Raw genomic sequence first — 23,659 nt, forward strand, 5'->3', positions numbered from 1 at the left:
CCGCGAGTGTGGGCGATGCACCCGGTGGACGCAAGGCGCGCCCCCGCCCCCCGGGTTTCAGCGGGCGCCCCAGCCTCGCCAGGCCTGGAACACCGCGTGCGGGAGGGCGGCGGCGGCGAGGAGTCCCGCGGCCAGCCCGGCCTCGGAGCCGGTTATCGGGCGGGCGGGCCAGGGTCCGGTCCCAGCCGCGTGGGCGAGGCCGATCACCCCGGCGGCGAACCACAGCAACGCGAAGGAGAGCGCCCCGCCGCCGATCCGCCGGAGCCGCGGGCGCAAGACACCGTTGGCCGCGAGGCCGGAGGCCCCGACGATTCCGCCGACCATCGACGCCGCGACCCCCGCCCCGAGGGCGTAGGCGAGCCAGAGGGGTTGCCCGGTCAGGAAAGCCATGCCCCCCGTGGCGTAACCGCCGCGCAGGATCAGGCCGCCGAAGGTCGGATAGAGCCCCGCCCCCGCCAGGACGGCGAGGCCGGCGGCGGCGAAGACCCCCCGCCGGACGGGGCCGCCCGGCCCCGGTCCGGCCGCGACGGCCACGATACGCGCCGCCCCGTAAACGAGGGCGAAGGCGAAGAGGGGGTACCGGTCGAGGAAATAGCCGTAGGCGTAGGGTTCGAGGATATCGGGCACCCCCGACCGGCGGCTGAGGCCGGTGAGGGCGACGATCCCGAGGGCCGTCAGTGCCGCCGCCAGGGGCGCGACGGCCACCGCCCACGCGCCGCCGCCGGACCCGGAGCGCCCCGCGGTGGCGGATGCCGACGCGGCAACGGGACCCGCCCCGATGACGTCGAGGAAGGCGTCGCCGCCCCTGCTCCCGGCCATGGAACCGGTCCCGCCGTCGTCAGCGCGCCTCGTAGTTGTCGCGGATCAGGCGATCGAGCAGGCGCACGCCCCAGCCCGCGCCCCAGCTCTTGTTGATCTCGTTCGCGGTGGAGGACATGGCCACGCCCGCGATGTCGAGATGCGCCCAGGGCGTGTCCTCGACGTAGCGCTTGATGAAGGAGGCCGCCGTCGCGGCGCCGCCGTGGCGCCCGCCGGTGTTCTTCATGTCGGCGAACTTCGAGTCGATCGCCTTGTCGTAGGCCGGGATCAGCGGCATCCGCCACACGGCCTCGCCGGTCACCTCGCCCGCCGCGCGGATCTTCTCGGCGAGCGCGTCGTCGTTCGAGAACATGCCGGCGATGTCCTGGCCGAGCGCCACGATGATGGCGCCGGTCAGCGTCGCGAGGTCGATCATCGCCTTCGGCTTCTCGGAGCGGACGATGTGGGTGATCACGTCCGCCAGGACGAGGCGTCCCTCCGCGTCGGTGTTGATGACCTCGATGGTCTGGCCGGACATGGAGGTGAGGATGTCGGAGGGGCGGTAGGATCCGCCGTCGGGCATGTTCTCGACGATGCCGATGGCGCCGACGACGTTGCAGCGGGCCTTGCGGGAGGCGAGCGCGTGCAGGGCGCCGACCACGGCGGCCGCACCGCCCATGTCGCCCTTCATGTCCTCCATGCCGCCGCCCGGCTTGATGGACACGCCGCCCGAATCGAAGATCACGCCCTTGCCGATGAAGGCGACCGGCGCCTCCCCGGCGGGGCCGCCGTTCCAGCGCATCACCACCACGCGGGGCTCGCGCACCGAGCCCTGCGCCACGGCGAGCAGGGCGCCCATGCCGAGCTCGCGCAGGCGGGCGGGCTCCAGCACTTCGACCGCGACGCCGAGCTTGGTCAGCTCCTGGGCGCGCTTGGCGAATTCCTCGGGATAGAGGACGTTCGGCGGCTCGTTCACGAGGTCGCGGGCGAGGATCACGCCCTCGGCCAGGGTCTTCGCGGCCTCGGCCTCGCGGGAGGCGGCGGCGTGGTCGCCCGTGAGGATCGTGAGGGCGCCGCGGGACTTGTCCTCCGCGTCCGGCTTCTTCTTCGTCTTGTAGCGGTCGAAGGTGTAGGCGCGCAGGCGCCCGCCGAGGGCGAAGGCGGCGGCCTGCTCCGGCCCGGCCGCGACGCCGGGCAGGTCGAGGACGACCCGGGCGGTGCGGCCCGCGACCTTCGCGGCGGTGAAGCCGCCGAGCGCCGGCCAATCGATCTTGCCCCGGTCCGACTCGGAGCCGAGGCCCACCACGACCAGACGGTCGGCGGAGAGGCCCGCCGGGGCGGGCAGGACCATCGCCGAGAGCGAGCGGCCCTTGAACTTCTCCGAGGCGGCGGCCTTGGCCACGAGGTCCGCGCCGGCGCCGCCGAGGGCGTCCCGCGCCGCGCCACTCAAGGCCAAGTCGTCGCCGATGAAGACCACGAGGTCGCCGGGGCCGCTCTGGCCGAGGGGGCCGAAGGCGATGTCGATTGTGTCGGTCATGCTCGCTGCCATTCCCGCGCCCCCGGCTACGGAAACGGCCGGAGGCGCAACGCCATTCATCCTGTGTAGCCCCTGAGCCGCAGAACGCAACGCGGCGTGGCGGCCCTGGAATCGCCCCAAATAGCGCGCCATGCCGGTGAATTGAACGGGTCGACCGAGGGCGGGCCGCTGGGCCGATGAGGCAGATCGAGCGCTACATCTTCCGGATCGCGGCGGGCGCGACGCTGGCCTGCCTCGTCGGGCTGACCGGGACGATCTGGATCACTCAGGCGCTGCGCGAGCTCGACCTCGTCACCGCCAAGGGGCAGACGCTCCTCGTCTTCCTCTTCGTCACCGCCCTGTCGCTGCCGACGCTGGTCGTCGTCATCGCGCCGGTGGCCCTGTTCATCGGCATGATCTACGCCCTGAACAAGCTGAACGGCGATTCGGAGCTCATCGTGATGTCGGCGGCCGGGATGCCGCCCCGGGCGCTGTTGCGACCGTTCCTCACGCTGGCGCTCAGCATCAGCTTCCTCGTGGGCTTCGTGGTGATCGTGGTGATGCCCGCGAGCTTCCAGGAGCTGCGCGACGTCATCACGCGGGTCCGGGGCGACTTCATCGCCAACGTGGTCAAGGAGGGGCAGTTCACCCAGCTCGACAACGGCATCACCTTCCACTTCCGCCAGCGCGGGCCGGGCGGGGTGCTGGAGGGCCTGTTCATCCAGGACCGGCGGGAGGCCGGCAAGACGAAGGTCTACCTCGCCGACAAGGGCAACGCCGTCGAGATCGACGGGCAGAGCTACCTGATCCTCGAGAACGGCACCGTGCTGCAGCAGCAGAAGGACAGCCGCGATTCCTCGATCCTGAAGTTCGACCGCTACACGATCGACCTCGCCGCCTTCGCCCCCCCCGACACGGACACGGTCTACAAGCCCCGCGAGCGCTCGACGGCGCAACTCCTGTTCCCCGACGAGACCGAGGGCTACTACAGGCTCTCGAAGGGCCGGTTCCGGTCCGAGCTGCACGACCGGCTCTCGGCCGCCCTCTACCCCCTGGCCCTCGCCTTCATCGCCTTCGCGGCCCTCGGCGACCCGCGGACGACCCGGCAGGGGCGCGGGCTCGCCGTCGGCGGGGCGATCCTCGCCGTGGTCGCCCTGCGCATCGGCGGCTTTGCGGCAGTGAGCGCGGCCACCCGCAGCGCGGCGGCGGTGACGGCGATCTATGCCGTGCCCCTCCTCTCCATCCTGCTGTCGAGCCTCCTCATCTTCCAGGGCGCGCGGGTGCGCCGCTTCAATGCCGGGATCGCCCGCCTGTTTCGCAGGCGCGGACGCTCCGGCGGCCTCGCCCCGGCCGGCTAGCGCGTCGCCATGCTGATCGGACCCACCCTCGGCCGCTACTTCGCCCTGCGCTTCGCGCGCACCGTGCTCGGCGTGTTCATCACGGTCTTCGCCCTCGTCTACACCATCGACTTCGTGGAGCTGGTGCGCCGCGCGGGTGAGACGCAGGGCGCCTCCCCGGCGGTGATGGCGCAGCTCTCCCTCTACCGGACCCCCGCCGTGGCCGAGGCGGTGCTGCCCTTCGCGGTCCTGTTCGGGTCCATGGCCTGCCTGCTGCAACTCTCGCGCAAGCTGGAACTCGTGGTCGCCCGCGCCGCCGGCATCTCGGCATGGCAGTTCCTCCAGCCGGGGCTGTTCGTCGCGCTGGCCATCGGGGCGGCGGCGATCTTCGCCTACAACCCGGTCTCAGCCCTCCTGAAGCAGCGCTCCACGGAGATCGAGGCCAAGATCTTCGCCCGTTCCACCAAGGCGGCCTCCGGCAAGGACCTGTGGCTGCGCCAGCGCGGCCTCGACGGCGAGGCGATCATCCGGGCGGAGACGGCGATCGAGGGCACGACCACACTGGCCGGGGTGGCGGTGTTCCTGTTCGACGACGCGGGCGTCTTCACGGGGCAGGTGGTCGCCGCCGAGGCGACCCTGCACGACGGGTACTGGGAACTGACGGATGCGCGGGTGATGGAGCCCGGCCAGCCGCCGGAGGCCCACGGCACCTACATGATCGCCTCGACCCTGGAGCCCGCGCGGATCCGCCAGCGCTTCACCAGCCCGGAATCTGTGCCCTTCTGGCAACTGCCCTCCACGATCCGCCAGACGGAGAGGGCCGGCCTGGATGCCACCCGCTACCGGCTGCAGTATGATGTGCTGTGGGCGAGGCCGATCCTCTTCGTCGCGATGGTCCTGGTGGCTGCAACCGTTTCGTTACGGTTCTTCCGCTTTGGTGGCGTTGGAAAACTCGTTCTCGGGGGCGTCGCGGCGGGCTTTGCCCTTTACGTCGTCCGGCAGGTCATGGAGGGTCTCGGCGCCTCGGGGATGGTGGCAACCCCGGTGGCGGCGTGGTTCCCCGCGGTGGTGGGAAGTCTTCTCGGTACGCTCGCGCTTCTGTACCAGGAAGACGGCTGAGGCCCGCGGCCCGCGCGGGTCGGGAGACGGGTTTTGAGAGTCGTGGCGAAGGTCGTCACAGGGGTTGGGACTCGCGTTGCGTAAGGTCGCCGACATCCTGAGGAGCGCCGGTCTCTCGGCGGCTCTCGCGGTCGCGGTGCTTCCGGTGGCGGAGGCGCGCGCGCAAAACCTGCCCGCGCCCAAGGTGAAGCCCGGCGAGAAGCTCCTCGTCGAGGCCGACGAGCTCATCTACGACAACGACCGCAACAGCGTGACCGCCCGGGGCAACGCGGAGCTGCATTACGGCCCGCGCACCCTTCAGGCCGACCGCGTGCGCTACGACCGCGGCACCGGCCGCGTCTTCGCCGAGGGCAACGTCCGCCTGACGGAGGCCGACGGCGGCGTCGTGACCGGCGAGCGCATGGAGCTCACCGACGACTTCAAGACCGGCTTCGTCGACTCCCTGCGGGTCCAGCAATCGATCGAGCGCAAGAACGAGACGGTGCGGGTGCGCTTCTCCGCCCCGCGCGGCGAGCGGATCGACGGCGCGCAGACCTCCTTCGAGTACGGCAGCTACACCGCCTGCGAGCCGTGCAAGGATGCGCCCGAGAAGCCGCCCCTGTGGCAGATCAAGGCGCAGAAGATCATCCACAACAACGAGACCCGGACGATCTACTTCGAGGAATCGACCCTCGAACTCGCCGGCATCCCGGTGATGTACCTCCCCTATTTCGAGGTTCCGGATCCGAGCGAGAGACGCAAGACCGGCCTGCTGACACCGCGCTTCATCTCCACGACGGCGCTCGGCAAGGGCGTGTCGCTTCCCTATTTCATCGATCTCGCCCCGAACTACGACCTGACCCTGACGCCCACCTTCCTCAGCCGCCAGGGCGTGCTCGGGCAGGCGGAGTTCCGGCACCGGCTCGACAACGGCTCCTACTCCCTGCGCCTCTCCGGCATCTCGCAGACGACGCCCTCGGCCTTCCTGCCGAGCCCGCTCGGCGCGGGCGAGCGCGACTTCCGCGGCTCCGTGGAGAGCAAGGGCCGCTTCTACATCAACGACCGCTGGCGCACGGGCTGGGACCTCGTCGGCGTCACCGACAAGTGGTTCCTCGACAACTACCGCATCCGCAACCAGTCGATCACCACGGACTTCTTCCGCGAGGCTGTCTCGACGGCCTACCTCACCGGGCAGGGCGACCGCTCCTACTTCGAGGCGCGGGCCTACTACTTCAAAGGCCTGTCGAGCTTCGACTGGCAGAAGCAGCAGCCGATCGTCGCGCCCGTCATCGACTACGACAAGCGCGTCAACGCCCCGCCCGAGATCGGCGGCGAGCTGCGCCTGCAGACCAACATCACCCATCTCGACCGCGACGTGACCCAGTACCAGGGCCTGCCCCGGACGACGGCCTACGTCCTGTCCCCCAGCATCAACGGCATCAGCTTCCCGCTCTACCAGACCTGCGCGGTCTTCGTCCGCGGCGCCTGCCTGATCCAGGGCTTGGCCGGCTCGGACACCCGCGCCTCGGCGCAGCTCACGTGGCGGCGCAGCTTCATCGACGACTGGGGGCAGAAGATCACGCCCTTCGCTTCGCTGCGGGCCGACGCGTTCTTCGTGAACCCGAACCTGCGCGGCTACCAGAACGACCTCGCCCCCCAGGTCGCGCGCATCGACGACGGCACCAGCGGACGGGTGATGCCGACGGTCGGCGTCGATTACCGCTACCCCTTCGTCGCCAATTTCGGCGGCTTCGGCGTGCACACGATCGAGCCCATCGGCCAGCTGCTCCTGCGCCCCTCCGAGACCAAGATCGGGCGCCTGCCGAACGAGGATGCGCAGAGCCTCGTCTTCGACGACACCTCGCTGTTCGAGTGGGACAAGTTCTCCGGCTACGACCGGGTCGAGGGCGGCGTCCGCACCAACCTCGGCGCGCAGTACTCGGTGGTGACGCCCTCCGGCTGGTACGCGAACGCGATGTTCGGCGAGTCGATCCAACTCGCGGGGGTGAACTCCTTCCGCCGGGGCGACCTCGCGAATACCGGCCTCGAATCCGGCCTCGACAAGAAGCTCTCCGACTATGTCGGGCGCTTCCAGGTCTCGCCGAACCAGAACATCACCTTCATCACGCGGGCGCGCTTCAACCAGTCGGATTTCCACGTCGCGCGGTTCGAGGCGGGCGCCACCGCGCGCTTCGCCCCCTTCGTGCCGCTCACGCTCTCGGCCTTCTACTCCTACTACGAGTCGCAGCCGCTCCTTGGGTACAGCCACTACCGCGAGGGCATCACCGCCGCCGCGACCTACAACATCACGCCGAACTGGTTCGTCTCCGGCTCGGTGCTGATGGACCTCACCCACTACCTCGACGTGCGCAACACCTACACCGACGCCCTGGCGGGTTACCTCGCCAACCCGGTCGGCGCGGCGCCGATCTACGAGAATCCGGGGCGCTTCTACGTGGCCGGGGCGAGCTTCGGCGGCGGCTATCAGGACGAGTGCACCACGGTCACGCTGAACTACATCAACTCCCCGATCGCCACGGCGACGGGCGTGCGCGAGCGCAACCAGACCGTGCTCCTGCGCATCGAGTTGAAGACCCTGGGAGAGGCGGACCTGCGCCAGAACGTCGGCATCGCCGCCACCGCCGACGGCATTGCCAGCGCCCGGTAACGGGATCCCGAAGGGCGAGCCCTTCGGTGGGGTCCGAGTGGCGGGTCCAGGCGGCGGGTCGAAGTGGTGGGTCCACGGGCGAAGCCCATGGTACTGGCAGGGCGCTGCCCTGCACCCGCCAAAGGACTCGGCCTTCGGAAACCCGGTATAAGAGCGCCATGCTCCCCCTCGCCCTGACCCTCGGAGATCCAGCCGGGATCGGCCCCGAACTGGCGCTCGCCGCCTGGCTCGCCCGCGGCGGCCCCTCCCCGCTCCCGCCCTTCTTCGTGCTCGGCGACCCGGCGTTCCTGGAGCGCCTCGCCCTGCGGCTCGACCGGCTCGTGCCGGTGGCGGAGGTCGATCCCGAGACCGCGGCCGAGGTGTTCCCCCGGGCCCTGCCCGTCGTGCCCCTGCCGAGCGGCGCGCCGGTCTCCGCCGTTCCGGGCGTGCCCGATTCCGTCAACGCGGGGGCGACCATCGAGTCGATCAGCACCGCCGTCGCCCTCGTCCGGGCCGGCCGGGCGGCGGCGATCGTCACCAATCCCATCGCCAAGCATGTCCTGACCCGCGCGGGCTTCGCCCATCCCGGCCACACGGAGTTCCTGGCGGCCCTGTCGGTCCCCCCTGGCCGGGAGTTGCCCCGCCCCGTCATGATGATCTGGAGCGAGCATCTCGCCGTCGTGCCGGTCACGATCCACGTTCCCCTCAGGGACGTGCCGGAGCTGCTGACCCAGGACCTCGTGGAGGACACGGCGCGGATCGTCGCCCGCGACCTGCGCGAGCGCTTCGGCCTGCCCGCGCCGCGCCTCGTCCTCGCCGGGCTCAACCCCCATGCGGGCGAGGCCGGGACGATCGGCTTTGAGGACCGCGACGTCCTCACCCCCGCTGTGGCCCGGCTCCGCTCGGAGGGTATCGACATCCGCGGGCCGCTCCCCGCCGATACCCTGTTCCACGCCCGAGCCCGCGAGACCTACGACGTCGCCCTGGCGCCGACCCACGATCAGGCGCTGATCCCGATCAAAACCATCGCCTTCGACGACGGCGTGAACGTCACCCTGGGCCTGCCCTTCATCCGCACCTCGCCGGATCACGGCACCGCCTTCGACATCGCGGGGAAGGGCGTCGCCCTGCCGAACAGCCTGATCGCGGCCCTGCGCCTCGCCCGGCGCTTGGCGGATGCGCAGGATCCCCCCCGCCGCAATGCGGAGGATGATGCCATCGCCAGCCCCTATGCCGGGCGGGCCAGACCCGCCGGAGCCCGCCATTTCGATCCCGAGGACGAACTGTGAGCGCACCCGATGGCCTGCCTCCCCTCCGGGAGGTGGTGGCCCGCCACGGTCTCGAACCGAAGAAGGCGCTCGGCCAGAACTTCCTGTACGACCTGAACCTTACCGGCCGCATCGCCCGTGCTGCCGGGCCGCTGGCGGGGGTGACGGTGGTCGAGGTCGGCCCCGGCCCCGGCGGGCTCACCCGCGCCCTCCTCGCCGAGGGAGCGGGCCGGGTCATCGCCATCGAACGCGACCCCCGCGCGCTGCCCGCGCTCGCCGAGATCGCCGCGCATTACCCCGGCCGGCTGGAGGTGGTGGATGCGGACGCTCTCGCCTTCGATCCGCGACCGCTCATCGGGGAAGGACCCGCCCGGATCGTCGCCAACCTGCCCTACAACGTCGGCACGGCGCTGCTCACCGGCTGGCTCGACGGCGAGGCGTGGCCGCCCTGGTGGGACAGCGCCGTGCTGATGTTTCAGCGGGAGGTGGCGGAGCGGATCGTCGCCGGGCCGGAGAAGCGGGCCGATTACGGGCGGCTCGGGGTGCTGTGCGGCTGGCGCACGGAGGCGGCGATCCTATTCGATGTCGCGCCCTCGGCCTTCGTGCCGCCGCCCAAGGTGACGTCGAGCGTCGTCCGGCTCGTGCCCCGCGCGACGCCCCTGCCCTGCCGGGCCGGCGCCCTGGAAGCCGTCACGCGGGCCGCCTTCGGCCAGCGCCGCAAGATGCTGCGCCAGAGTTTGAAGTCCCTCCTGCCCGATCCGGCCCCCCTGCTCGACGCGGTCGGCATCGCCGCAACCGCGCGGGCGGAGGAGATCCCCGTGGACGGATTCGTCGCGCTGGCGACGGAATGGGACGCCCGACGCAAAAAAGCCGGCGCCACGGCGCCGGCCTGATGCGAGGGCAGGCCCGCGCCCCGGGGCGCGGGCCTCCCAACCGTTACTTGGTCTGCTGGATCGCCGAAAGCACCCAGCCGCGGCCCGGCTGGCGGGCGAACGTCCAGAGCTCGGTCGCCTCGGGATCGTTCGTGGAGACGACCCGGCCGCTGCCACGCTCCACCGTCACATCCTTGAGGGCGTAGCGCATGGCCACCGTAGCGTAGTCCGTGCGATCCTCGCCCCAGGCTTCCGCGAGGTCGCCCTGCAGGAGCTTCACGTCGGTGATGCGGTTGATCACCCCGCGCGAGGCGTTGGCGCGCAACTCCTCCTCGAAGTAGCCGACCATCTCCGGCGTCGCGAGATTCGACAGGGTGACCCGGTCCTCCCGCGAATAGGCGTCCTGGATGTCGCCGAGCAAACGCTCGAACGCCTGAAAGTCGTTAGGGCCGATCTGCACTTGGCGCATCTGCGGGGCGCGGGGGGCGGCGCCCACACCGCCGGAAGACATGCCGCCCGGCGCCATGCCGCCACCCATCGGGCCACGGTCCGGGCCACCCATCGGGCCGCCGGTGCCGGGGCCGGTCCGGGCATAGGAGGCTGCCGCGGGCTCGTTCCGGCGGCGGAAGAAGCGCAGCGCCAGCATCACCACGCCGATGACGAGGGCGACCTGCAGCAGCAGCCCGATCATCGAGGCGATGCCGCCCAGGCCGCCGAAGAAGCCGGCGCCGAGCAGGGCACCCAGGAGGCCCGCCCCGAGGAGGCCGCCCATGAAGCCGCCGCGACGGCCGGGCGCCTGCATCCCCGGCGCGTTCATGCCGGGCGAGGGCGCGGTCTGGCTGCGCTGCATGGTCATGCCGCCACCGGGGGCGGTGGGCGTGGCCGACGGGGCCGTGTAGGTGCGCGAGCCGCGGGATCCGACGGAGCCGCCGCCGCCGGGCCGGGCCTCGGCGATCGGAGCCGCGACGGTCAGCGCGGCGGCGAGCGCCAGAAGGGCCGCCCTGTGCCGACGACGCGACGAAGACAATGACATGAAACGCCCCTGAAGACGAACTGGCGACAAGACCGCCGCAACCAATATGGAAACGGTCATGCCGGAATTTTAGTCCGTCGATCACGCGACCGTGAGGAATGTCGTTCGGTCAGTGCAGGACGCGCGCCGGGGCGGCCGGGAAGACGAGGCGGACCCTGGTGCCGCCGCCGGGTTCGCTGTCGAGGGCGATGGTGCCGTTCTGTCGCTTCATCAACCCGTGGACGATGGCGAGGCCCGCCCCCCTCCCGGCCTCGCGGCTGGTTTGGAACGGCGCCAGCGCCCGGGCCAGCATCTCCGGCGACATGCCGTGCCCCGTATCGGCGACCTTGAGGCCCACGGCGCCCGCGCCGGGATCCTGCATGGAGCGGTCACCCGGTTCGATGCGGAAGGTCGAGAGGGTCAGGGTCCCGCCGTCCGGCATGGCCTCGCAGGCGTTGGCGACGAGATGCCTCAGGGCGAACTCGATCTGCGTCGGGTTCGTGATGGCCTGCGGCAGGTCCGGCGTCGTCTCCACGGCGAGGCGGATCCCCGGCGGCAGGTCGCGGCCGAGGCGCTCACCCAGGTCCGCGACCAGGGCGTCGAGGTCGATGGGGCGGACGTCGGGCGCGATGCGGCGTGAATAGGCCAGGAGTTGCCGGGTGAGGATCGCCGCCCGCTCCGTGGCGTCGGCCGAGCGCGACATGGCCCGCTGGATGAACGGCTCCTTCTGGTCGCCGAGGCGGCGCTTCAGCCCATCGATGTAGCCGATCAGGATCTGGAGGAAGTTGTTGAACTCGTGCGCCACGCTGTTCGTGAGCAGGCCCAGCGCCTCCCGCTGGCGCGACAGGGCCAGGGCCGACTCGGCCTCGCGCCGGGCGGTGATGTCGACGATCTGGCCGAGCGTCAGGTCCGGGGAGAAGGGCGCCAGGGTCAGGGCGGCCCAGAAGGTCGCCCCGTCGGCACGCTGGGCGAGGAATTCCTGAGGGCCTTCGCGCGAGGGGTCCAGGGCGAAGCCGTGCGGGCCGGTGAGGATGTCGAGGCCCGCCCCCGCCAGCGCCCCGCCCGCCTGGGCGGTCAGCCGTTCCAGGGCGCCGTTGGCGTGCAGGATGGTGCCGTCGCCGGACAGGACCAGGCTCGCCAACGGCAGGGCGTCGATCACCGCGCGGGCGGCCGCCGGCAGGGTCGTCGCGGGAGTGTCGGTGTCAGGCTGCGCCATGCCCGCCTCGGTCGAAAGCCGTGCGCGCCCGCCCGTCACGGTCGGCGCTGGGGCAGCGATAGCGGGTGACGGACGCGAGGCCAAGCCGGGACCGGCCCGCCGGGTTCCGCCCTATTGGCGCACCCACATCACCCGCGCCATCCAGGCGATCTCGCCGATGTTCAGCACCCGGTCGGCGTGCTCCGGGTTGAGGGAGGCGAGTTCCACCGTCCGGGCGGTGCGGCGGCGGAGTTCCTTGGCGATCACCTCGCCGCCGTGGAGGCGGGCGACCACGCGGTCGCCCTTGCGCACCCCTGCGGTGGGCGAGACGATGAGCACGTCGCCGTCGCGGAAGAGGGGCATCATCGAATCGCCCTGCACCTCCAGGGCGAAGGCCCGCTCCTCGCCGAGATCGGGAAACTCGATCTCCTCCCAGCCGGGGCCGCCCGTGGGCATCCCGTCGTCGGTGAAGACCCGGCCCGCGCCGGCCTGGGTGAGGCCGATCAGCGGGACCATCGTCCGCGCCGGGACCGCCCGCGCCTCGATCAGGCGCAGGAACTCGTCGAGGCTCGCGCCCGTGGCGGTGAGCACCTTCGCGATCGATTCGGTGGAGGGCCACCGCTTGCGGCCGTCGGCGCCGATGCGCTTGGACTTGTTGAAGCTCGTCGCGTCGAGCCCGGCCCGCCGGGCGAGACCCGAGGCGGAGTAGCCATGCCGCTCCGCCAAGCGATCGATGGCGTTCCAGATTTGTTCGTGGGACAGCATGCGACCCGCCGAGTCCTGTCTGATCGGCCCGGTCATCCCGGCCCGCATCAGCCTGCACAGTTGTGCCACCGAAAATGACACATCTAAGACGTGTCGCCTACCGGTAGGAAACTAGAACTACAATCCTCAAATCGCAAATTCCGACCGGCAACATCCTGCCTGGGATGTCCTGCCGTGCCTCTGCTTGGCAGCCGGGTCCGCGCCGCCGGTTGCGGAGGGCCGACACTGCCTCTATCCGACCGGCCATCCCGGGGAGTGGATCATGCCGTTCGTCTACAAGATTTGCCCGCGCGCCCTCTGGCGGGAGGCGGAGGGCGCCGGCCGTTTCGCCGGGGCGCCCGTCGACCTCGCCGATGGATTCATCCACTTCTCCACCGCCGCGCAGGTGGCCGAGACGGCTGCGCGCCACTTCGCCGGGCAGGAGGACCTGCTTCTCCTCGCCGTCGAGGCCGACGCCCTGGGCGACGCCCTGCGCTACGAGACGTCGCGGGGCGGCGATCTCTTCCCGCACCTCTACGGCGACCTGCCCCTCACGGCGGTGGTGGCCGTGGAGGAGTTGCCCCTGGGGCCCGATGGCGGGCACGTTTTCCCGGAAGGAATCCCGCCGCAATGATCGGTGCCGCCTTTCCCCTGGTGCGGCCGCTGCTGCACCGGCTCGACGCCGAGCGCGCCCACGATCTGACGATTCGGGGGCTGTCGCTCCTGCCGGCCGGGACGCCGCCCGCCGACGATCCCCGCCTCGCCGTCACCTGCCTCGGGCGGCGCTTTCCCAATCCGGTCGGCCTCGCGGCGGGGTTCGACAAGGGCGCGCGGGTGCCCGACGCGCTGCTGGGGCTGGGATTCGGCTTCGTCGAGGTCGGCGGCGTGGTGCCGCGGCCGCAGCCCGGCAACCCGCAGCCACGGGTGTTCAGGCTCCCGGCCGATCGGGCGGTGATCAACCGCTTCGGCCTCAACAGCGAGGGGCTCGGCGTGGTGGAGGCGCGGCTCCGCGCCCGGGCCGGACGGGGCGGGATCGTCGGCGTCAACATCGGCGCCAACAAGGACTCGGTGGACCGGCTGGCCGATTACGTCGCCTGCACGGCGGCGCTGGCGCCGCACGTCGCCTTCGTCACGGTCAACGTGTCCTCCCCGAACACGCCGGGCCTGCGGGATCTGCAGGGCGAAGCCTTCCTCGACGAGTTGCTGGCCCGGGTGGTGGAGGCGCGGGATGCCGCCGGGGCCGGCGCCGCGATCCTGTTGAAGATCGCCCCCGACATGGGCCTCGACGCCCTTGACGCGATCTGCGCCACCGCGAAGGCCCGGGGTGTGCAGGCCCTCGTCGTCTCGAACACCACGGTGGCTCGGCCATCCTCCCTGCGCGAGGCGGCCACGGCGAAGGAGACCGGCGGCCTCTCCGGCCGTCCCCTTTTCGCGCCGGCCACGCGGATGCTGGCTCAGGCGTTCCTGCGGATCGGCGACGCGATGCCCCTCGTCGGGGTCGGCGGAGTCGAGTCGGCCGAGACCGCCTGGGCGAAGATCCGCGCCGGGGCGAGCCTCGTGCAGCTCTATTCCGCCCTGGTCTACGAGGGGCCGGGGCTCGTCTCGCGAATCAAGGCGGGCCTGAGCGAGCGGGTGATGGCCGAGGGCGCCTCGTCCATCGCCGCCGTCGTCGGACGGGACGCGCGGGCCCTGGCGTCGGGCTGACGGCGCCCTCCCCGCCGCCGACCCACCTCGCCGGCGTGGCTCACGCCGGGCGAGGCGCCCCGTCCCGCGGCGCCGGCCTCGCGCCGGGGCCGCCACCGAGGCGGAGCCACGTGAAGGCGATGGCGACGCTGGCGATCCACCAGGGTTGCCAGAGGGAGTGCGACAGGAGCATCAGCACGCAACAGAACAGGACGATCCCGAAGCGGAGCGCGAAGGCGCCGTCGGTCCCGTCCATGCCGGCGATCAGCCACCAGAAGAGCGCGAAGGACAGGCCGGCGCCCACCGCGCCGAACTCCACCCAGACTTGCAAGTAGGCATTGTGTGGGTGGAGGTTGCGGGCCGCGTCGAGAGCGGGATCGCCCGCCCCGTGCAGTGCCTTCGAGCCGACGATCTCCTGAGACGATCCGAATCCGTAACCGAGGACAGGCCTCCGCCCGACCAGCGACCCGAAGGCCTCCCAGATCGCGATGCGCTCCTCGAGGTGGAAGGCTTCGAGCGTGCGGACGAGGAGCCCCTCCCACCCCTGATTCGCCGCCGTCCCGAGGAAAGGGGCGACGAGGAGGCATCCGGCGATCCAGGCCGCGCCCACGGCCTTGGCCAGGGACGGCCCGCCGAAGCGGACGGCGAGGAGCGCGCCCCCGAACCCGAGGAGACCGAAGGCGGCCGCGCCGGAATGGGCGGCGGTGATCGCGCCCAGCTGCAAGAGGCCGACAAGGCCGATCAGCGACGGCCGAAGGCGGCCGAGCATGAAGCGAAGCAGGCCGAGCAGGACCAGCGTGTTGCAGACGGCCGTGCGCTTCAGCACGAACGACTCCGATCGCACGCCGATGGCGCGGTGAAGGGGCATGTCGGCCCATTCCTCGACGATGATCAGCGCCGCGCAGGCAACGGTGATCGACAGCGCGACGTATCCCGCCGCGACGTCATGATCCGTCCGGCGAATGAACACCGTGGTCAGGCCCGCCGCCGTCACGATCCCGGCTCCGGCCAGGATGTCGAGCGACCGGACGGGATCGGGTGACGCCAGGGCCGAGACGGCGAAACAGGCCGGAACCGCAAGGGCGAGGATCCGCAACGGTCGCGGAACGCCGGGGCCGACCGGCCGCACCCTCCCAGCCAGGGCGTATCCCGCGACCGCCACGGCGGCGGACACGACGAGGACCAGGGCGGCCGACTTGTTGAAGAGGAACATCGAGACCGGTGTCGTCGCCAGGATCGTTTGCGACAGTCGATCGGCTTGCCGCGCAATACCACCGTCGAACGGGCGCATGAGGCTGTCGCACTCGTTTATTCGCGCGTTGGGGAACGCTCATGTTGCATTGTCGACGTCGTTATAGGCCGGATAGTGTTGCTGGGATATTTGTTTCTGTTAGGTGCCGGTGCAATCCATAGTTTTATATATTGTTATTATGCAATCTTGAATTTATTACCGCGACTATTTCTGTTTGATATCATGTTTCTCGACGCGAAATATTCGTCGGCGAGCGCAATGGACCGTAAAATATCATGCACCATTATAGCCAAGAACGAGGAAGATCGAATCGCCGAATGTCTTCGGAGTGTCAGGGATGTGGCCGATGAGATTGTCGTCGTCGATTCCGGTAGCTCCGATCGGACGCTCGAGATCTGCCGATCCTTCGGCGCGACATGCCATCACCATGACTGGCAGGGCTTCGGTCAGCAGAAGCGCTTCGCCGAAGACCGAGCCACCCACGATTGGATCCTCAACATCGATGCCGACGAGTGGCTGACGCCGGACCTTCAGCGGGAGATTAAGGCCTGGGCCGCCGCACAACCCGAGGATGGGATCGTCGGCTACCGGATCGATATCAAGACGGTCTACCCGGGACAGGACCGGCCACGGCCACTGGCCGACCAGCACCGGTACGTTCGTCTCTACGACAGGAGATTCTGCAGGTTTCCGGCTTCCGCGGCGTTCGACGAAATTCACCTGCCATCGCGGCAGGTGCGCGCGCTGAAGCATCCCATGTATCACCGGTCGATCCGGTCGCTGTCTCATTACATCGAGAAGAACATCGCCTATTTCAACATCCAGTGCTCGGAGAAGATCAAGGGAAGGTATTTGTTCTTCATCAGGGTTTTGGTCGAGCCGTTCGGGGCGTTCTTCAAATACTATATCCTGCGGCGTCATTTCACCGGCGGATGCTACGGGTTCCTGATCGCGTCGACGGCCGCCGTGCTGCGAACCTATCGCCTGATGCTGCTGACGTTTCCGCACCGGCCGAGATGACCGGCCCGCCACGTCCCACCCACCTCTCCCGATCGGAGGCGAGGCCCATCGGGTCGCTTCAGGGGGCCGCCGTCCGTCCCCCGCCCTCGTCCTGCGAAGCCGGCCCGACGCTCAGAACCCCTTCGCCTTGATCGCCTCCGCCCAGCTCACCGCCCGGCGGTTCATGGCGAGGTGCTGGCGCTCGTAGAGGCGGCCTTCCAGCTTGATGACGCCGCGCTTGGCGTATTCCGGCCGCTCGAAGGCTTCGAGCACCATCTTGGCGCGGCGCACCTCCTCCTCTGTCGGGGCGAAAGAGGTGTTGGCCGGCTCCAGCTGGCTCGGATGGATCAGCGTCTTGCCATCGAAGCCGAGGTCGCGGGCCTGGAGGCATTCCGCCCGGCAGCCCTCCGTGTCGGAGATGTCGTTGAACACGCCGTCGAGGATGGTCAGGCCCTCCGAGCGGGCGGCGGCCAGCGCCGTCATCATCCACGGCATGAACGGCGCCCGGCCGGGCACGATCTTGGCCCAGGTGTCCTTGGAGAGGTCGTTGGTGCCGAGCACGAAGCAGGCGAGCCGGGTGCGGCTGTCGCGGCGGGCCTTGGCGATCTCGTGGATGTTGAGGATCGAGGCGGGGGTCTCGATCATCGCCCAGATGCGGATGTCCTCCGGGGCGTCGAGGGATTCGAGCCGGTCGGCGATGCTCTCCAGCACCGCCGGAGAGGACACCTTCGGCATCAGGATCGCGTCGGGCTTCGCCTCGATGGCCGCGTGCAGGTCCGCCTCGCCCCAGGGGGTCTGCGGGGCGTTGACGCGGATCACCAGTTCCCGGCTGCCGTAGCCGCCGTTCTTCACCGCGGCGCAGACCTGCTCGCGGGCGGTCTCCTTCTCGTCCGGCCCCACGGCGTCCTCGAGGTCGAGGATGATGCTGTCGCAGGGCAGCGACTTGGCCTTGTCGAGGGCGCGCTGATTCGAGCCGGGCATGTAGAGGACGCTGCGGCGCAGGCGGAGATCGGTCAGCGTGGCCATCGGCGAAATCCTTCCTCGCGGCGTCGCAAGCCGCCTTCCCTCTCGTCGCGACCCTCCGGTCCGGCCGCGTTGCAGCGCACACTAGACGATGGGCACGGCCGTGCCATCCGCCTTTCGACCACGGGATTGAGAACGGCCGAGGTTTGACACCACCCGGCGAAGCGAACACTGCCGTGCTTTGGTCACGGTCGCGCGATTCAAGGCGCACCGTATCGTTTGGAACGTGGACGAACTGATGAGACGGATTCTTGCGGCCCTCGCCCTCGTCGGCGGCCTCGGCCTGCCGCAGGCCGCCGTGGCGCAGAGCGCGACGACGCTGGGCGTCGGGTCGGGCGCGGTCGCGGGCGCGGTGGTCGGCGGCCCGATCGGCGCCGTGGCCGGTGCGGTGATCGGCGGCGTGATCGGCCACAATTCCGAGCGCGGCGGGCGCCGCCACGTCCGCCGGAGCCGCCACTACGCCACCGGACGCCGCTTCCCCCAGCGCCGCGCCGAGGCAACGATCCCCCGGGCCGCCCCCACGGCGACGGCCTGGAAGGACCCGCGCTGACGGCCGGGTTCAGGCGGAGGCGGGAAAGGTCCGCCTGACGAGGCCGGGGAAGGCGACTCCCTGGCTCATGCCCCTGGCGCCGAGGAAGACCAGGAAGGCGATCCAGAGCCCCGGATTGCCGAGGCCCATCACCTCGACGATCCCGAGGGCGGCCGCGAAGACGGCGAAGGCCAGCAGCATGAGGTTGCGCATCGCCCGCGTCCAGGTCGCGCCGATGAAGATGCCGTCATAGGCGAAGGCCGCCGCGGCCGTGACCGGCGCGAGCGCGGCGAGCGGCAGGGTCGCCCGCGCCGCCTCCCGGACCGCGGCGTTCGTCGTCACGAGGTCGATGAAGGTCCCGCCCCCGGCGAGCGCCAGAAGGCTGACGACGAGGCCGAAGCCGAGGCACCAGCGCAGGCTCAAGGACGCCGACGCCCTGAAGGCGGCGGCGTCCCGGGCGCCCACCGCCTGCCCGCACAGGGTCTCGGCGGCGGTGGCGAACCCGTCGAGGAAGAAGCCGCCGATCATGAAGAGATTCCACAGCACGGCGTTGGCCGCCAGCGTCACGTCGCCCTGCCGGGCCCCCAGCGCCGAGAACAGGACGATGGCGGCGATGATGGCGAGCGTCCGCACGATCACGTCGAGATTGACGCTGAGCGTCCGGCGCAGGGCCGCCCCGTCGCGGATCTCGGCCAGCGGCACCCGGAACGGCCGGGAGCCGAGGCGCGTCACCACGAACAGCCCCAGCACCAGCCCGGCCGCCTCCGCGCCCAACGCCGCCAGGGCCGCCCCGGCGATGCCGAGATCCGCGCCGAGCACCAGCGCGAGGGTGAGCGCGATGTTGATCAGGTTGATCGCCACCTGGATCACAAGGCCGAGATCCGTCCGTCCCCGGCCGAGGATCGAGCCGAGCAGGGCGTAGTTCGCCAGCACGAAGGGGGCGGAGAGGATGCGGATGACGAAGTAGCTGGCCAGCGCCGCCTGCACCGCCGGGCTCGCGCCGCTGACCGCGAAGGCTGCCTGCCCGATCGGCCATTGCAGCAGCACGATGATCAGCCCCGCCAGCCCTCCCGCGGCGAGAGCCCTTGCGAGCGTCCGGTCCGTCTCGGCGGTATCGCCCGCGCCCACCGCCTGCGCGGTCAGCCCCGCCGTCGCCATGCGCAGGGAGCCGAAGGACCAGAACAGCGCATCGAAGACGACGGCGCCGAGCGCGATGGCGCCGAGCAGCGCCGCGTCGCCGAGCCGCCCGATCACCGCCGCCCCGACGAAGCCGAGGAGCGGCGTCGTCACGTTGGCCAGCGTCATCGGCAGCGCCAGCGTGAGGACGCGGCGGTGGCCGGTGGGGAGGGTGGTCGAGACGGTCACGGCGGCGACAAGGGTCTCCCCGGCGCGGGACCGCGCCGAAGGCGAATTCCCGCCGCATCCTCTCGGGCGTCCGTGCGTTGGCGCACGGGACGCCGGCTTCTCAACGGGAGACGGCGAAGAGCCGGGCGATCAACCAGAGCGGCACGACGACGACGGCGCCGGCCACGATCCAGCCGGTGACGTCGTGCAACTGGGTGGCCGCGAGGTGGACGAGATCCTGGACCGAATCGACGACCCGCCAGAACAGCAGGCCCGGCGTGACCCCGAGCATCGACATGAAGGCGCCGACCAGCACCGAGAGGAACAGCAGGCGCACGAATACGCCGGCGGGCGATCCGCCGAGGAACCGGCGGAGCGCCGAGGATCCCCGTGGCGCCTGGTAGGCGGCGTAGGGCGTCTCGCCGGGCTCGGCTCCGGCACGGCGGCGGTCATGGTCGAGGAGCATCGTCTTCTTCTCAGCTGGCGCCTTTGCATCGCCCGCGAACCGGGCATAACCGTGGCCGGCGCACCACACCCGGCCGAAAGCCTGCAACAACCGCGACCCTCGCGGATTTTACCGCCATCCCTCAGATGGCAAGCATGACGGGGCACGCCAAGATGCGGGAATCGCAGCCGGGATCACGCCGGCCGACCGAGACGAGAGCATGATCGACCACGCCCTCTTCGATCCGGCGACGATCGATCCCGAGACCAAGCGGCTCAACGCCGAGATCGTCGCCGCCCACGCCGCGCAGGCCGACCCCTGGTCGCTGCCCATCGCGGAGGTGCGCGCCCGCCGCCAGGCCGGCACGCAGGCCTCCCCAGCCATGCCGCGCTCGGCGCGGGCGGAATGGCTCACGATTGAGGGGCCGGCCGGCCCCCTGCGCCTGCGCTGCATCCGGCCCAAGGCCGGGGTGAGGCTGCGCGGCGCATACCTCCACATCCACCGGGGCGGCTGGATCTGGGGGTCTGCCGACGAGCAGGACCCGTGGCTGGAGCGCGTCGCCGACACCTGCGGCTTCATCGTGCTTTCCGTGGAGTACCGGCTCGCCCCCGAGCACCCCTACCCGGCCGCGCTCCTCGATTGCGAGGCGGCGGCCGTGTGGCTCGCCGGTCCGGGCCGGGCGGAGTTCGGCGTCAACGCCCTCACCATCGGCGGCGAGTCGGTCGGCGCCCACCTCGCGGTGATGGTGCTGCTGCGCCTTCGCGACAGGCAGGGCCTCGGCCGCGCCTTCCGCGGCGCCAACCTGAATGCCGGGTTCTTCGACCTCGGCCTCACCCCGTCCGTCCGCAACTGGGGTTCGGAGCGCCTGGTGGTGAACACCGAGGACCTGACCCGCTTCGCCGACGGCTACGTCCGCGAGGGCATCGACCGGCGGCGGCCGGACGTGTCGCCGATCTACGCCGACCTCAAGGGCCTGCCCCCGGCCCTGTTCACGGTAGGCACCTGCGACCCCCTCCTCGACGACACGCTCTACATGTCCGCCCGCTGGGCGGCGGCCGGCAACGGCGGCCACACGGCGATCTATCCGGGCGGGTGCCACGTCTTCGTGCGCTACCCCGGCGCCATGAGCGAGCGCGCCCTCGAACTGATCGACCGCTTCCTCATGGCCCTCGCCTGAGCAGGCGGGCGAAGGGCACGTCGGCGGGGGATCTGCCCCCGGCCTTCCGGGCGTGGTTCGCCGCGCGCGGCTGGGCGCCACGGCCCCACCAGCTCGATCTCCTGCGCCTCGTGCGCGGAGGCCGCTCGGCGCTGCTCGTGGCGCCCACCGGCGCGGGCAAGACGCTGGCGGGGTTCCTGCCGAGCCTCGTGGCACTGTCCGAGCGGGGCGCGCGGCCCGTGAAGGGGGCGGGTCTCCACACGCTCTACGTGTCTCCGCTCAAGGCGCTGGCCGTCGACATCGCCCGCAACCTCGAAGCGCCGATCGACGGGATGGGCCTGCCCATCCGCGTCGAGACCCGCACGGGCGACACGCCGTCCCACAAGCGCACCCGGCAGGTCAGCCGCCCGCCCGACATCCTGCTCACCACGCCGGAGCAACTCTCCCTGCTGATCGCCCATCGCGAGGCGGCGGACCTGTTCGCCAACCTCCAATGCGTGATCCTCGACGAGTTGCACGCGCTGGTCACCTCGAAGCGGGGGGACCTCTTGTCCTTGGCCCTCGCGCGTCTGCGCCGGCTGAGCCCGGGGCTCGTGTCGATCGGCCTGTCCGCGACGGTGCGGGAACCGGACGAGTTGCGGAAGTATTTGGTGGCGCAGACAGAACCGCCTCTCCCTCCCCCCTTTGCGGGGGAGGGTGGCCCCCGGAGGGGGTCGGGAGAGGGGAGCAACGATTCAGGACGTGACGCCTCGGGTAACAACTCCGGGACCGTCGCTCCCCTCTCCCCCCCTGCTGCGCAGGGTACCCTCCCCCGCAGAGGGGGGAGGGAGGGCGTGGCCATGGCCGACCTCGTGGTCGTCGCCGGCGGTGCCCGGGCCGACCTGCGGATGCTCGATCTCGGGCGGCCCCTGCCGATCTCCGGCCACACCGCGTGGCACTCGATGGAGGCGATCTACGACCTCATCAAGCAACACCGGACGACCCTTGTCTTCGTCAACACGAGGCTCCAGGCGGAGTACACCTTCCAGGAGTTGTGGCGCCTCAACGAGGAGACGCTGCCCATCGCGATCCACCACGGCTCCCTCGACGCCGCCCAGCGGCGGCGGGTGGAGGCGGCGATGGCGGGGGGCGGCCTGCGGGCCATCGTCTGCACCGCGACGCTCGATCTCGGCATCGACTGGGGCGATGTCGATCTCGTCGTGAATGTCGGCGCGCCCAAGGGCGCGAGCCGGATCATGCAGCGCATCGGCCGCGCCAACCACCGGATGGACGAGCCGTCCAAGGCCTACCTCGTCCCCGGCAACCGGTTCGAGATGCTGGAGTGCCAAGCCGCCCTCGACGCTGTGGAGGAGGCGGCCCAGGATACGCCCGACGCCCGCACCGGCGCCCTCGACGTGCTGGCCCAGCACGTGCTGGGCATGGCCTGCGCCGACGCCTTCGACGCGGCCGACCTCTACGACGAGATCGTCTCGGCCTCGCCCTATGCGGGACTGACCTGGGAGCGGTTCGAGCAGGTCGTGGATTACGTGGCGACGGGCGGCTACGCGCTGCGCGCCTACGAGCGCTTCGCCAAGATCCTGCGGGGACCGGACGGGCTTTGGCGGGTGCGCGACGCCCGCACCGCGCAGGCCTACCGAATGAATGTCGGCACCATCGTCGAGGCGGCACGCGTGAAGGTGCGCCTCGGCCGCAGCCTGCGGAACAAGCCCGGCACGGTGCTGCCGAAGACCGGCCGGGTCCTCGGTGAGATCGAGGACGAGTTCGCCGACACCCTGACCGTGGGTGACACCTTCCTGTTCGCGGGCGAGACCCTGCGCTTCGAGGGGCTCGCCGAGGACGAGGCCCTCGTCACCCGCGCCCCGCCGGGCACGGACCCGGCAATCCCCTCCTATGCCGGTTCCAAGTTCCCGCTCTCGACGTTTCTCGCCGCGCGGGTGCGGGCGATCATCGCCGACCCGTTCGAGTGGGACCGGCTTCCGGCATCCATCGGCGACTACCTCGTGCAGCAGCGCCGCCGCTCGGTCCTGCCGGGCGAGCGCGACCTGCTGGTCGAGACCTTCCCGCGGGGCAAGCGCCACTACCTCACCGCCTTCCCCTTCGAGGGGCGGCTCGCCCACCAGACGCTCGGGATGCTGCTGACGCGCCGCCTGGAGCGCGCGGGCCTGAGGCCGCTCGGCTTCGCGGCCAACGATTACGGCATCGCCATCTGGATGACGAAGGACATCTCCGAGCGGGCGGCCTTCGATCCGGATTTCATGGCCGGGCTGTTCGGCGAGGACATGCTGGGCGACGACCTCGAGGCGTGGCTCGATGAGTCGGCGATGATGAAGCGCACCTTCCGGCAATGCGCCGTGATCGCCGGGCTGATCGAGCGCCACCACCCCGGCCTGAAGAAGACCGGGCGGCAGGTCACGATCTCGACGGACCTGATCTTCGACGTGCTGCGCAAGCACGAGCCCGACCACTTGCTGCTGGCCGCCGCGCGGCAGGATGCGGCAACCGGACTCCTCGACGTGCGCCGCCTCGGCATGATGCTAGAGCGCATCCAGGGGCGAATCATCCATCGCGCCCTCGACCGGGTGTCGCCCCTGTCGGTCTCCGTCATGCTGGAGATCGGCCGCGAGCGGGTCTACGGCGAGGGGGCGGACGAGATTCTCGCCGAGGCGGAGGCGGAGCTTCTTCAGGAGGCCCTGGCTTGAGCCGAGGCCCGCGCGACGGTTCGCCCTCCCCCGACGCGATAG

20 protein-coding genes are annotated in these 23,659 nt (G+C 70.9%); 11 read left to right on the forward strand and 9 right to left on the reverse strand.

Annotation, left to right across the window (positions count from 1 at the left end; genetic code table 11):
• Window positions 1-57: 57 nt before the first annotated feature.
• Together MFF06_RS02940 and MFF06_RS02945 are read right to left on the reverse strand one after the other, a co-directional pair.
• On the reverse strand, window positions 58-819 hold the full coding sequence (locus MFF06_RS02940; protein ID WP_238201513.1) for a hypothetical protein: 762 nt from the start codon (window positions 817-819) through the stop codon (window positions 58-60).
• A gap of 19 nt (window positions 820-838) precedes the next feature.
• Window positions 839-2,335: a leucyl aminopeptidase gene (locus MFF06_RS02945; RefSeq protein WP_238201514.1), complete on the reverse strand. Its 1,497-nt coding sequence runs from the start codon at window positions 2,333-2,335 to the stop codon at window positions 839-841.
• Between the two features lie 176 nt (window positions 2,336-2,511).
• Between MFF06_RS02945 and lptF the strand changes: the two genes are divergently transcribed.
• The 5 genes from lptF to rsmA all read left to right on the forward strand — a co-directional run bounded on the left by lptF (window position 2,512) and on the right by rsmA (window position 9,557).
• The gene (gene lptF, locus MFF06_RS02950) at window positions 2,512-3,672 is read left to right on the forward strand and encodes an LPS export ABC transporter permease LptF (RefSeq protein ID WP_238201515.1); all 1,161 of its coding nucleotides are present in this window, start codon (window positions 2,512-2,514) and stop codon (window positions 3,670-3,672) included.
• A gap of 9 nt (window positions 3,673-3,681) precedes the next feature.
• Entirely contained in the window at window positions 3,682-4,770 is a 1,089-nt protein-coding gene (gene lptG, locus MFF06_RS02955; protein WP_238201516.1) for an LPS export ABC transporter permease LptG, read from the forward strand.
• 76 nt (window positions 4,771-4,846) lie between these two features.
• A complete protein-coding gene (locus tag MFF06_RS02960; RefSeq protein WP_238201517.1) occupies window positions 4,847-7,417 on the forward strand; it encodes an LPS-assembly protein LptD in 2,571 nt (856 codons plus the stop codon).
• A gap of 158 nt (window positions 7,418-7,575) precedes the next feature.
• Complete coding sequence (gene pdxA / locus MFF06_RS02965) at window positions 7,576-8,685, forward strand: 4-hydroxythreonine-4-phosphate dehydrogenase PdxA (RefSeq protein WP_238201518.1); 1,110 nt, start codon at window positions 7,576-7,578, stop codon at window positions 8,683-8,685.
• The gene (gene rsmA, locus MFF06_RS02970; protein ID WP_238201519.1) at window positions 8,682-9,557 is read left to right on the forward strand and encodes a 16S rRNA (adenine(1518)-N(6)/adenine(1519)-N(6))-dimethyltransferase RsmA; all 876 of its coding nucleotides are present in this window, start codon (window positions 8,682-8,684) and stop codon (window positions 9,555-9,557) included. Before pdxA ends, rsmA begins: the two co-directional genes overlap by 4 nt.
• Window positions 9,558-9,600: 43 nt before the next feature.
• Here rsmA and MFF06_RS02975 read toward each other — a convergent pair whose 3' ends face one another.
• The 3 genes from MFF06_RS02975 to MFF06_RS02985 all read right to left on the reverse strand — a co-directional run bounded on the left by MFF06_RS02975 (window position 9,601) and on the right by MFF06_RS02985 (window position 12,508).
• On the reverse strand, window positions 9,601-10,569 hold the full coding sequence (locus MFF06_RS02975) for a TIM44-like domain-containing protein (RefSeq protein ID WP_238201520.1): 969 nt from the start codon (window positions 10,567-10,569) through the stop codon (window positions 9,601-9,603).
• Between the two features lie 109 nt (window positions 10,570-10,678).
• Window positions 10,679-11,764, reverse strand: coding sequence for an ATP-binding protein (locus MFF06_RS02980; protein ID WP_238201521.1), 1,086 nt, complete (start codon window positions 11,762-11,764; stop codon window positions 10,679-10,681).
• A 111-nt stretch (window positions 11,765-11,875) separates the two neighbouring features.
• On the reverse strand, window positions 11,876-12,508 hold the full coding sequence (locus MFF06_RS02985; RefSeq protein WP_238201522.1) for a S24 family peptidase: 633 nt from the start codon (window positions 12,506-12,508) through the stop codon (window positions 11,876-11,878).
• A 262-nt stretch (window positions 12,509-12,770) separates the two neighbouring features.
• Here MFF06_RS02985 and MFF06_RS02990 point away from each other — a divergent pair, with 262 nt between their 5' ends.
• Both MFF06_RS02990 and MFF06_RS02995 read left to right on the forward strand, forming a co-directional pair.
• Window positions 12,771-13,121: a DUF952 domain-containing protein gene (locus MFF06_RS02990; RefSeq protein WP_238201523.1), complete on the forward strand. Its 351-nt coding sequence runs from the start codon at window positions 12,771-12,773 to the stop codon at window positions 13,119-13,121.
• Complete coding sequence (locus MFF06_RS02995) at window positions 13,118-14,191, forward strand: quinone-dependent dihydroorotate dehydrogenase (protein ID WP_238201524.1); 1,074 nt, start codon at window positions 13,118-13,120, stop codon at window positions 14,189-14,191. The genes MFF06_RS02990 and MFF06_RS02995 overlap by 4 nt, the downstream gene beginning before the upstream one ends.
• Window positions 14,192-14,231: 40 nt before the next feature.
• Here MFF06_RS02995 and MFF06_RS03000 read toward each other — a convergent pair whose 3' ends face one another.
• Entirely contained in the window at window positions 14,232-15,383 is a 1,152-nt protein-coding gene (locus MFF06_RS03000) for an O-antigen ligase family protein (RefSeq protein WP_238201525.1), read from the reverse strand.
• Between the two features lie 297 nt (window positions 15,384-15,680).
• Here MFF06_RS03000 and MFF06_RS03005 point away from each other — a divergent pair, with 297 nt between their 5' ends.
• A complete protein-coding gene (locus MFF06_RS03005) occupies window positions 15,681-16,442 on the forward strand; it encodes a glycosyltransferase family 2 protein (RefSeq protein WP_283207243.1) in 762 nt (253 codons plus the stop codon).
• A gap of 111 nt (window positions 16,443-16,553) precedes the next feature.
• Here MFF06_RS03005 and MFF06_RS03010 read toward each other — a convergent pair whose 3' ends face one another.
• On the reverse strand, window positions 16,554-17,447 hold the full coding sequence (locus MFF06_RS03010) for an HpcH/HpaI aldolase/citrate lyase family protein (RefSeq protein ID WP_238201527.1): 894 nt from the start codon (window positions 17,445-17,447) through the stop codon (window positions 16,554-16,556).
• 235 nt (window positions 17,448-17,682) lie between these two features.
• Between MFF06_RS03010 and MFF06_RS03015 the strand changes: the two genes are divergently transcribed.
• Complete coding sequence (locus tag MFF06_RS03015) at window positions 17,683-17,994, forward strand: hypothetical protein (RefSeq protein WP_238201528.1); 312 nt, start codon at window positions 17,683-17,685, stop codon at window positions 17,992-17,994.
• Between the two features lie 9 nt (window positions 17,995-18,003).
• Here the strand turns inward: MFF06_RS03015 and MFF06_RS03020 are convergent, their stop codons facing one another.
• On the reverse strand, window positions 18,004-19,278 hold the full coding sequence (locus MFF06_RS03020; protein WP_238201693.1) for an MATE family efflux transporter: 1,275 nt from the start codon (window positions 19,276-19,278) through the stop codon (window positions 18,004-18,006).
• Window positions 19,279-19,438: 160 nt separating this feature from the next.
• Window positions 19,439-19,783: a DUF6460 domain-containing protein gene (locus MFF06_RS03025; RefSeq protein ID WP_238201529.1), complete on the reverse strand. Its 345-nt coding sequence runs from the start codon at window positions 19,781-19,783 to the stop codon at window positions 19,439-19,441.
• A 199-nt stretch (window positions 19,784-19,982) separates the two neighbouring features.
• Between MFF06_RS03025 and MFF06_RS03030 the strand changes: the two genes are divergently transcribed.
• A complete protein-coding gene (locus MFF06_RS03030; RefSeq protein WP_238201530.1) occupies window positions 19,983-20,939 on the forward strand; it encodes an alpha/beta hydrolase in 957 nt (318 codons plus the stop codon).
• Window positions 20,936-23,617: a ligase-associated DNA damage response DEXH box helicase gene (locus tag MFF06_RS03035; protein WP_238201694.1), complete on the forward strand. Its 2,682-nt coding sequence runs from the start codon at window positions 20,936-20,938 to the stop codon at window positions 23,615-23,617. Before MFF06_RS03030 ends, MFF06_RS03035 begins: the two co-directional genes overlap by 4 nt.
• Window positions 23,618-23,659: the final 42 nt, after the last annotated feature.

This window comes from Methylobacterium aerolatum, assembly GCF_022179085.1.
Classification (GTDB): domain Bacteria; phylum Pseudomonadota; class Alphaproteobacteria; order Rhizobiales; family Beijerinckiaceae; genus Methylobacterium; species Methylobacterium aerolatum.

What these genes read in the sequence shown, in the direction of transcription:
- MFF06_RS02940 (WP_238201513.1), bottom strand. Translation starts at nt 819, where the DNA reads ATGGCCGGGAGCAGGGGCGGCGACGCCTTCCTCGACGTCATCGGGGCG.
- MFF06_RS02945 (WP_238201514.1), bottom strand. Translation starts at nt 2,335, where the DNA reads ATGACCGACACAATCGACATCGCCTTCGGCCCCCTCGGCCAGAGCGGC.
- lptF (WP_238201515.1), top strand. Translation starts at nt 2,512, where the DNA reads ATGAGGCAGATCGAGCGCTACATCTTCCGGATCGCGGCGGGCGCGACG.
- lptG (WP_238201516.1), top strand. Translation starts at nt 3,682, where the DNA reads ATGCTGATCGGACCCACCCTCGGCCGCTACTTCGCCCTGCGCTTCGCG.
- pdxA (WP_238201518.1), top strand. Translation starts at nt 7,576, where the DNA reads ATGCTCCCCCTCGCCCTGACCCTCGGAGATCCAGCCGGGATCGGCCCC.
- MFF06_RS02975 (WP_238201520.1), bottom strand. Translation starts at nt 10,569, where the DNA reads ATGTCATTGTCTTCGTCGCGTCGTCGGCACAGGGCGGCCCTTCTGGCG.
- MFF06_RS02980 (WP_238201521.1), bottom strand. Translation starts at nt 11,764, where the DNA reads ATGGCGCAGCCTGACACCGACACTCCCGCGACGACCCTGCCGGCGGCC.
- MFF06_RS02985 (WP_238201522.1), bottom strand. Translation starts at nt 12,508, where the DNA reads ATGCTGTCCCACGAACAAATCTGGAACGCCATCGATCGCTTGGCGGAG.
- MFF06_RS02990 (WP_238201523.1), top strand. Translation starts at nt 12,771, where the DNA reads ATGCCGTTCGTCTACAAGATTTGCCCGCGCGCCCTCTGGCGGGAGGCG.
- MFF06_RS02995 (WP_238201524.1), top strand. Translation starts at nt 13,118, where the DNA reads ATGATCGGTGCCGCCTTTCCCCTGGTGCGGCCGCTGCTGCACCGGCTC.
- MFF06_RS03000 (WP_238201525.1), bottom strand. Translation starts at nt 15,383, where the DNA reads ATGTTCCTCTTCAACAAGTCGGCCGCCCTGGTCCTCGTCGTGTCCGCC.
- MFF06_RS03005 (WP_283207243.1), top strand. Translation starts at nt 15,681, where the DNA reads ATGGACCGTAAAATATCATGCACCATTATAGCCAAGAACGAGGAAGAT.
- MFF06_RS03010 (WP_238201527.1), bottom strand. Translation starts at nt 17,447, where the DNA reads ATGGCCACGCTGACCGATCTCCGCCTGCGCCGCAGCGTCCTCTACATG.
- MFF06_RS03015 (WP_238201528.1), top strand. Translation starts at nt 17,683, where the DNA reads ATGAGACGGATTCTTGCGGCCCTCGCCCTCGTCGGCGGCCTCGGCCTG.
- MFF06_RS03020 (WP_238201693.1), bottom strand. Translation starts at nt 19,278, where the DNA reads ATGACGCTGGCCAACGTGACGACGCCGCTCCTCGGCTTCGTCGGGGCG.
- MFF06_RS03025 (WP_238201529.1), bottom strand. Translation starts at nt 19,783, where the DNA reads ATGCTCCTCGACCATGACCGCCGCCGTGCCGGAGCCGAGCCCGGCGAG.
- MFF06_RS03030 (WP_238201530.1), top strand. Translation starts at nt 19,983, where the DNA reads ATGATCGACCACGCCCTCTTCGATCCGGCGACGATCGATCCCGAGACC.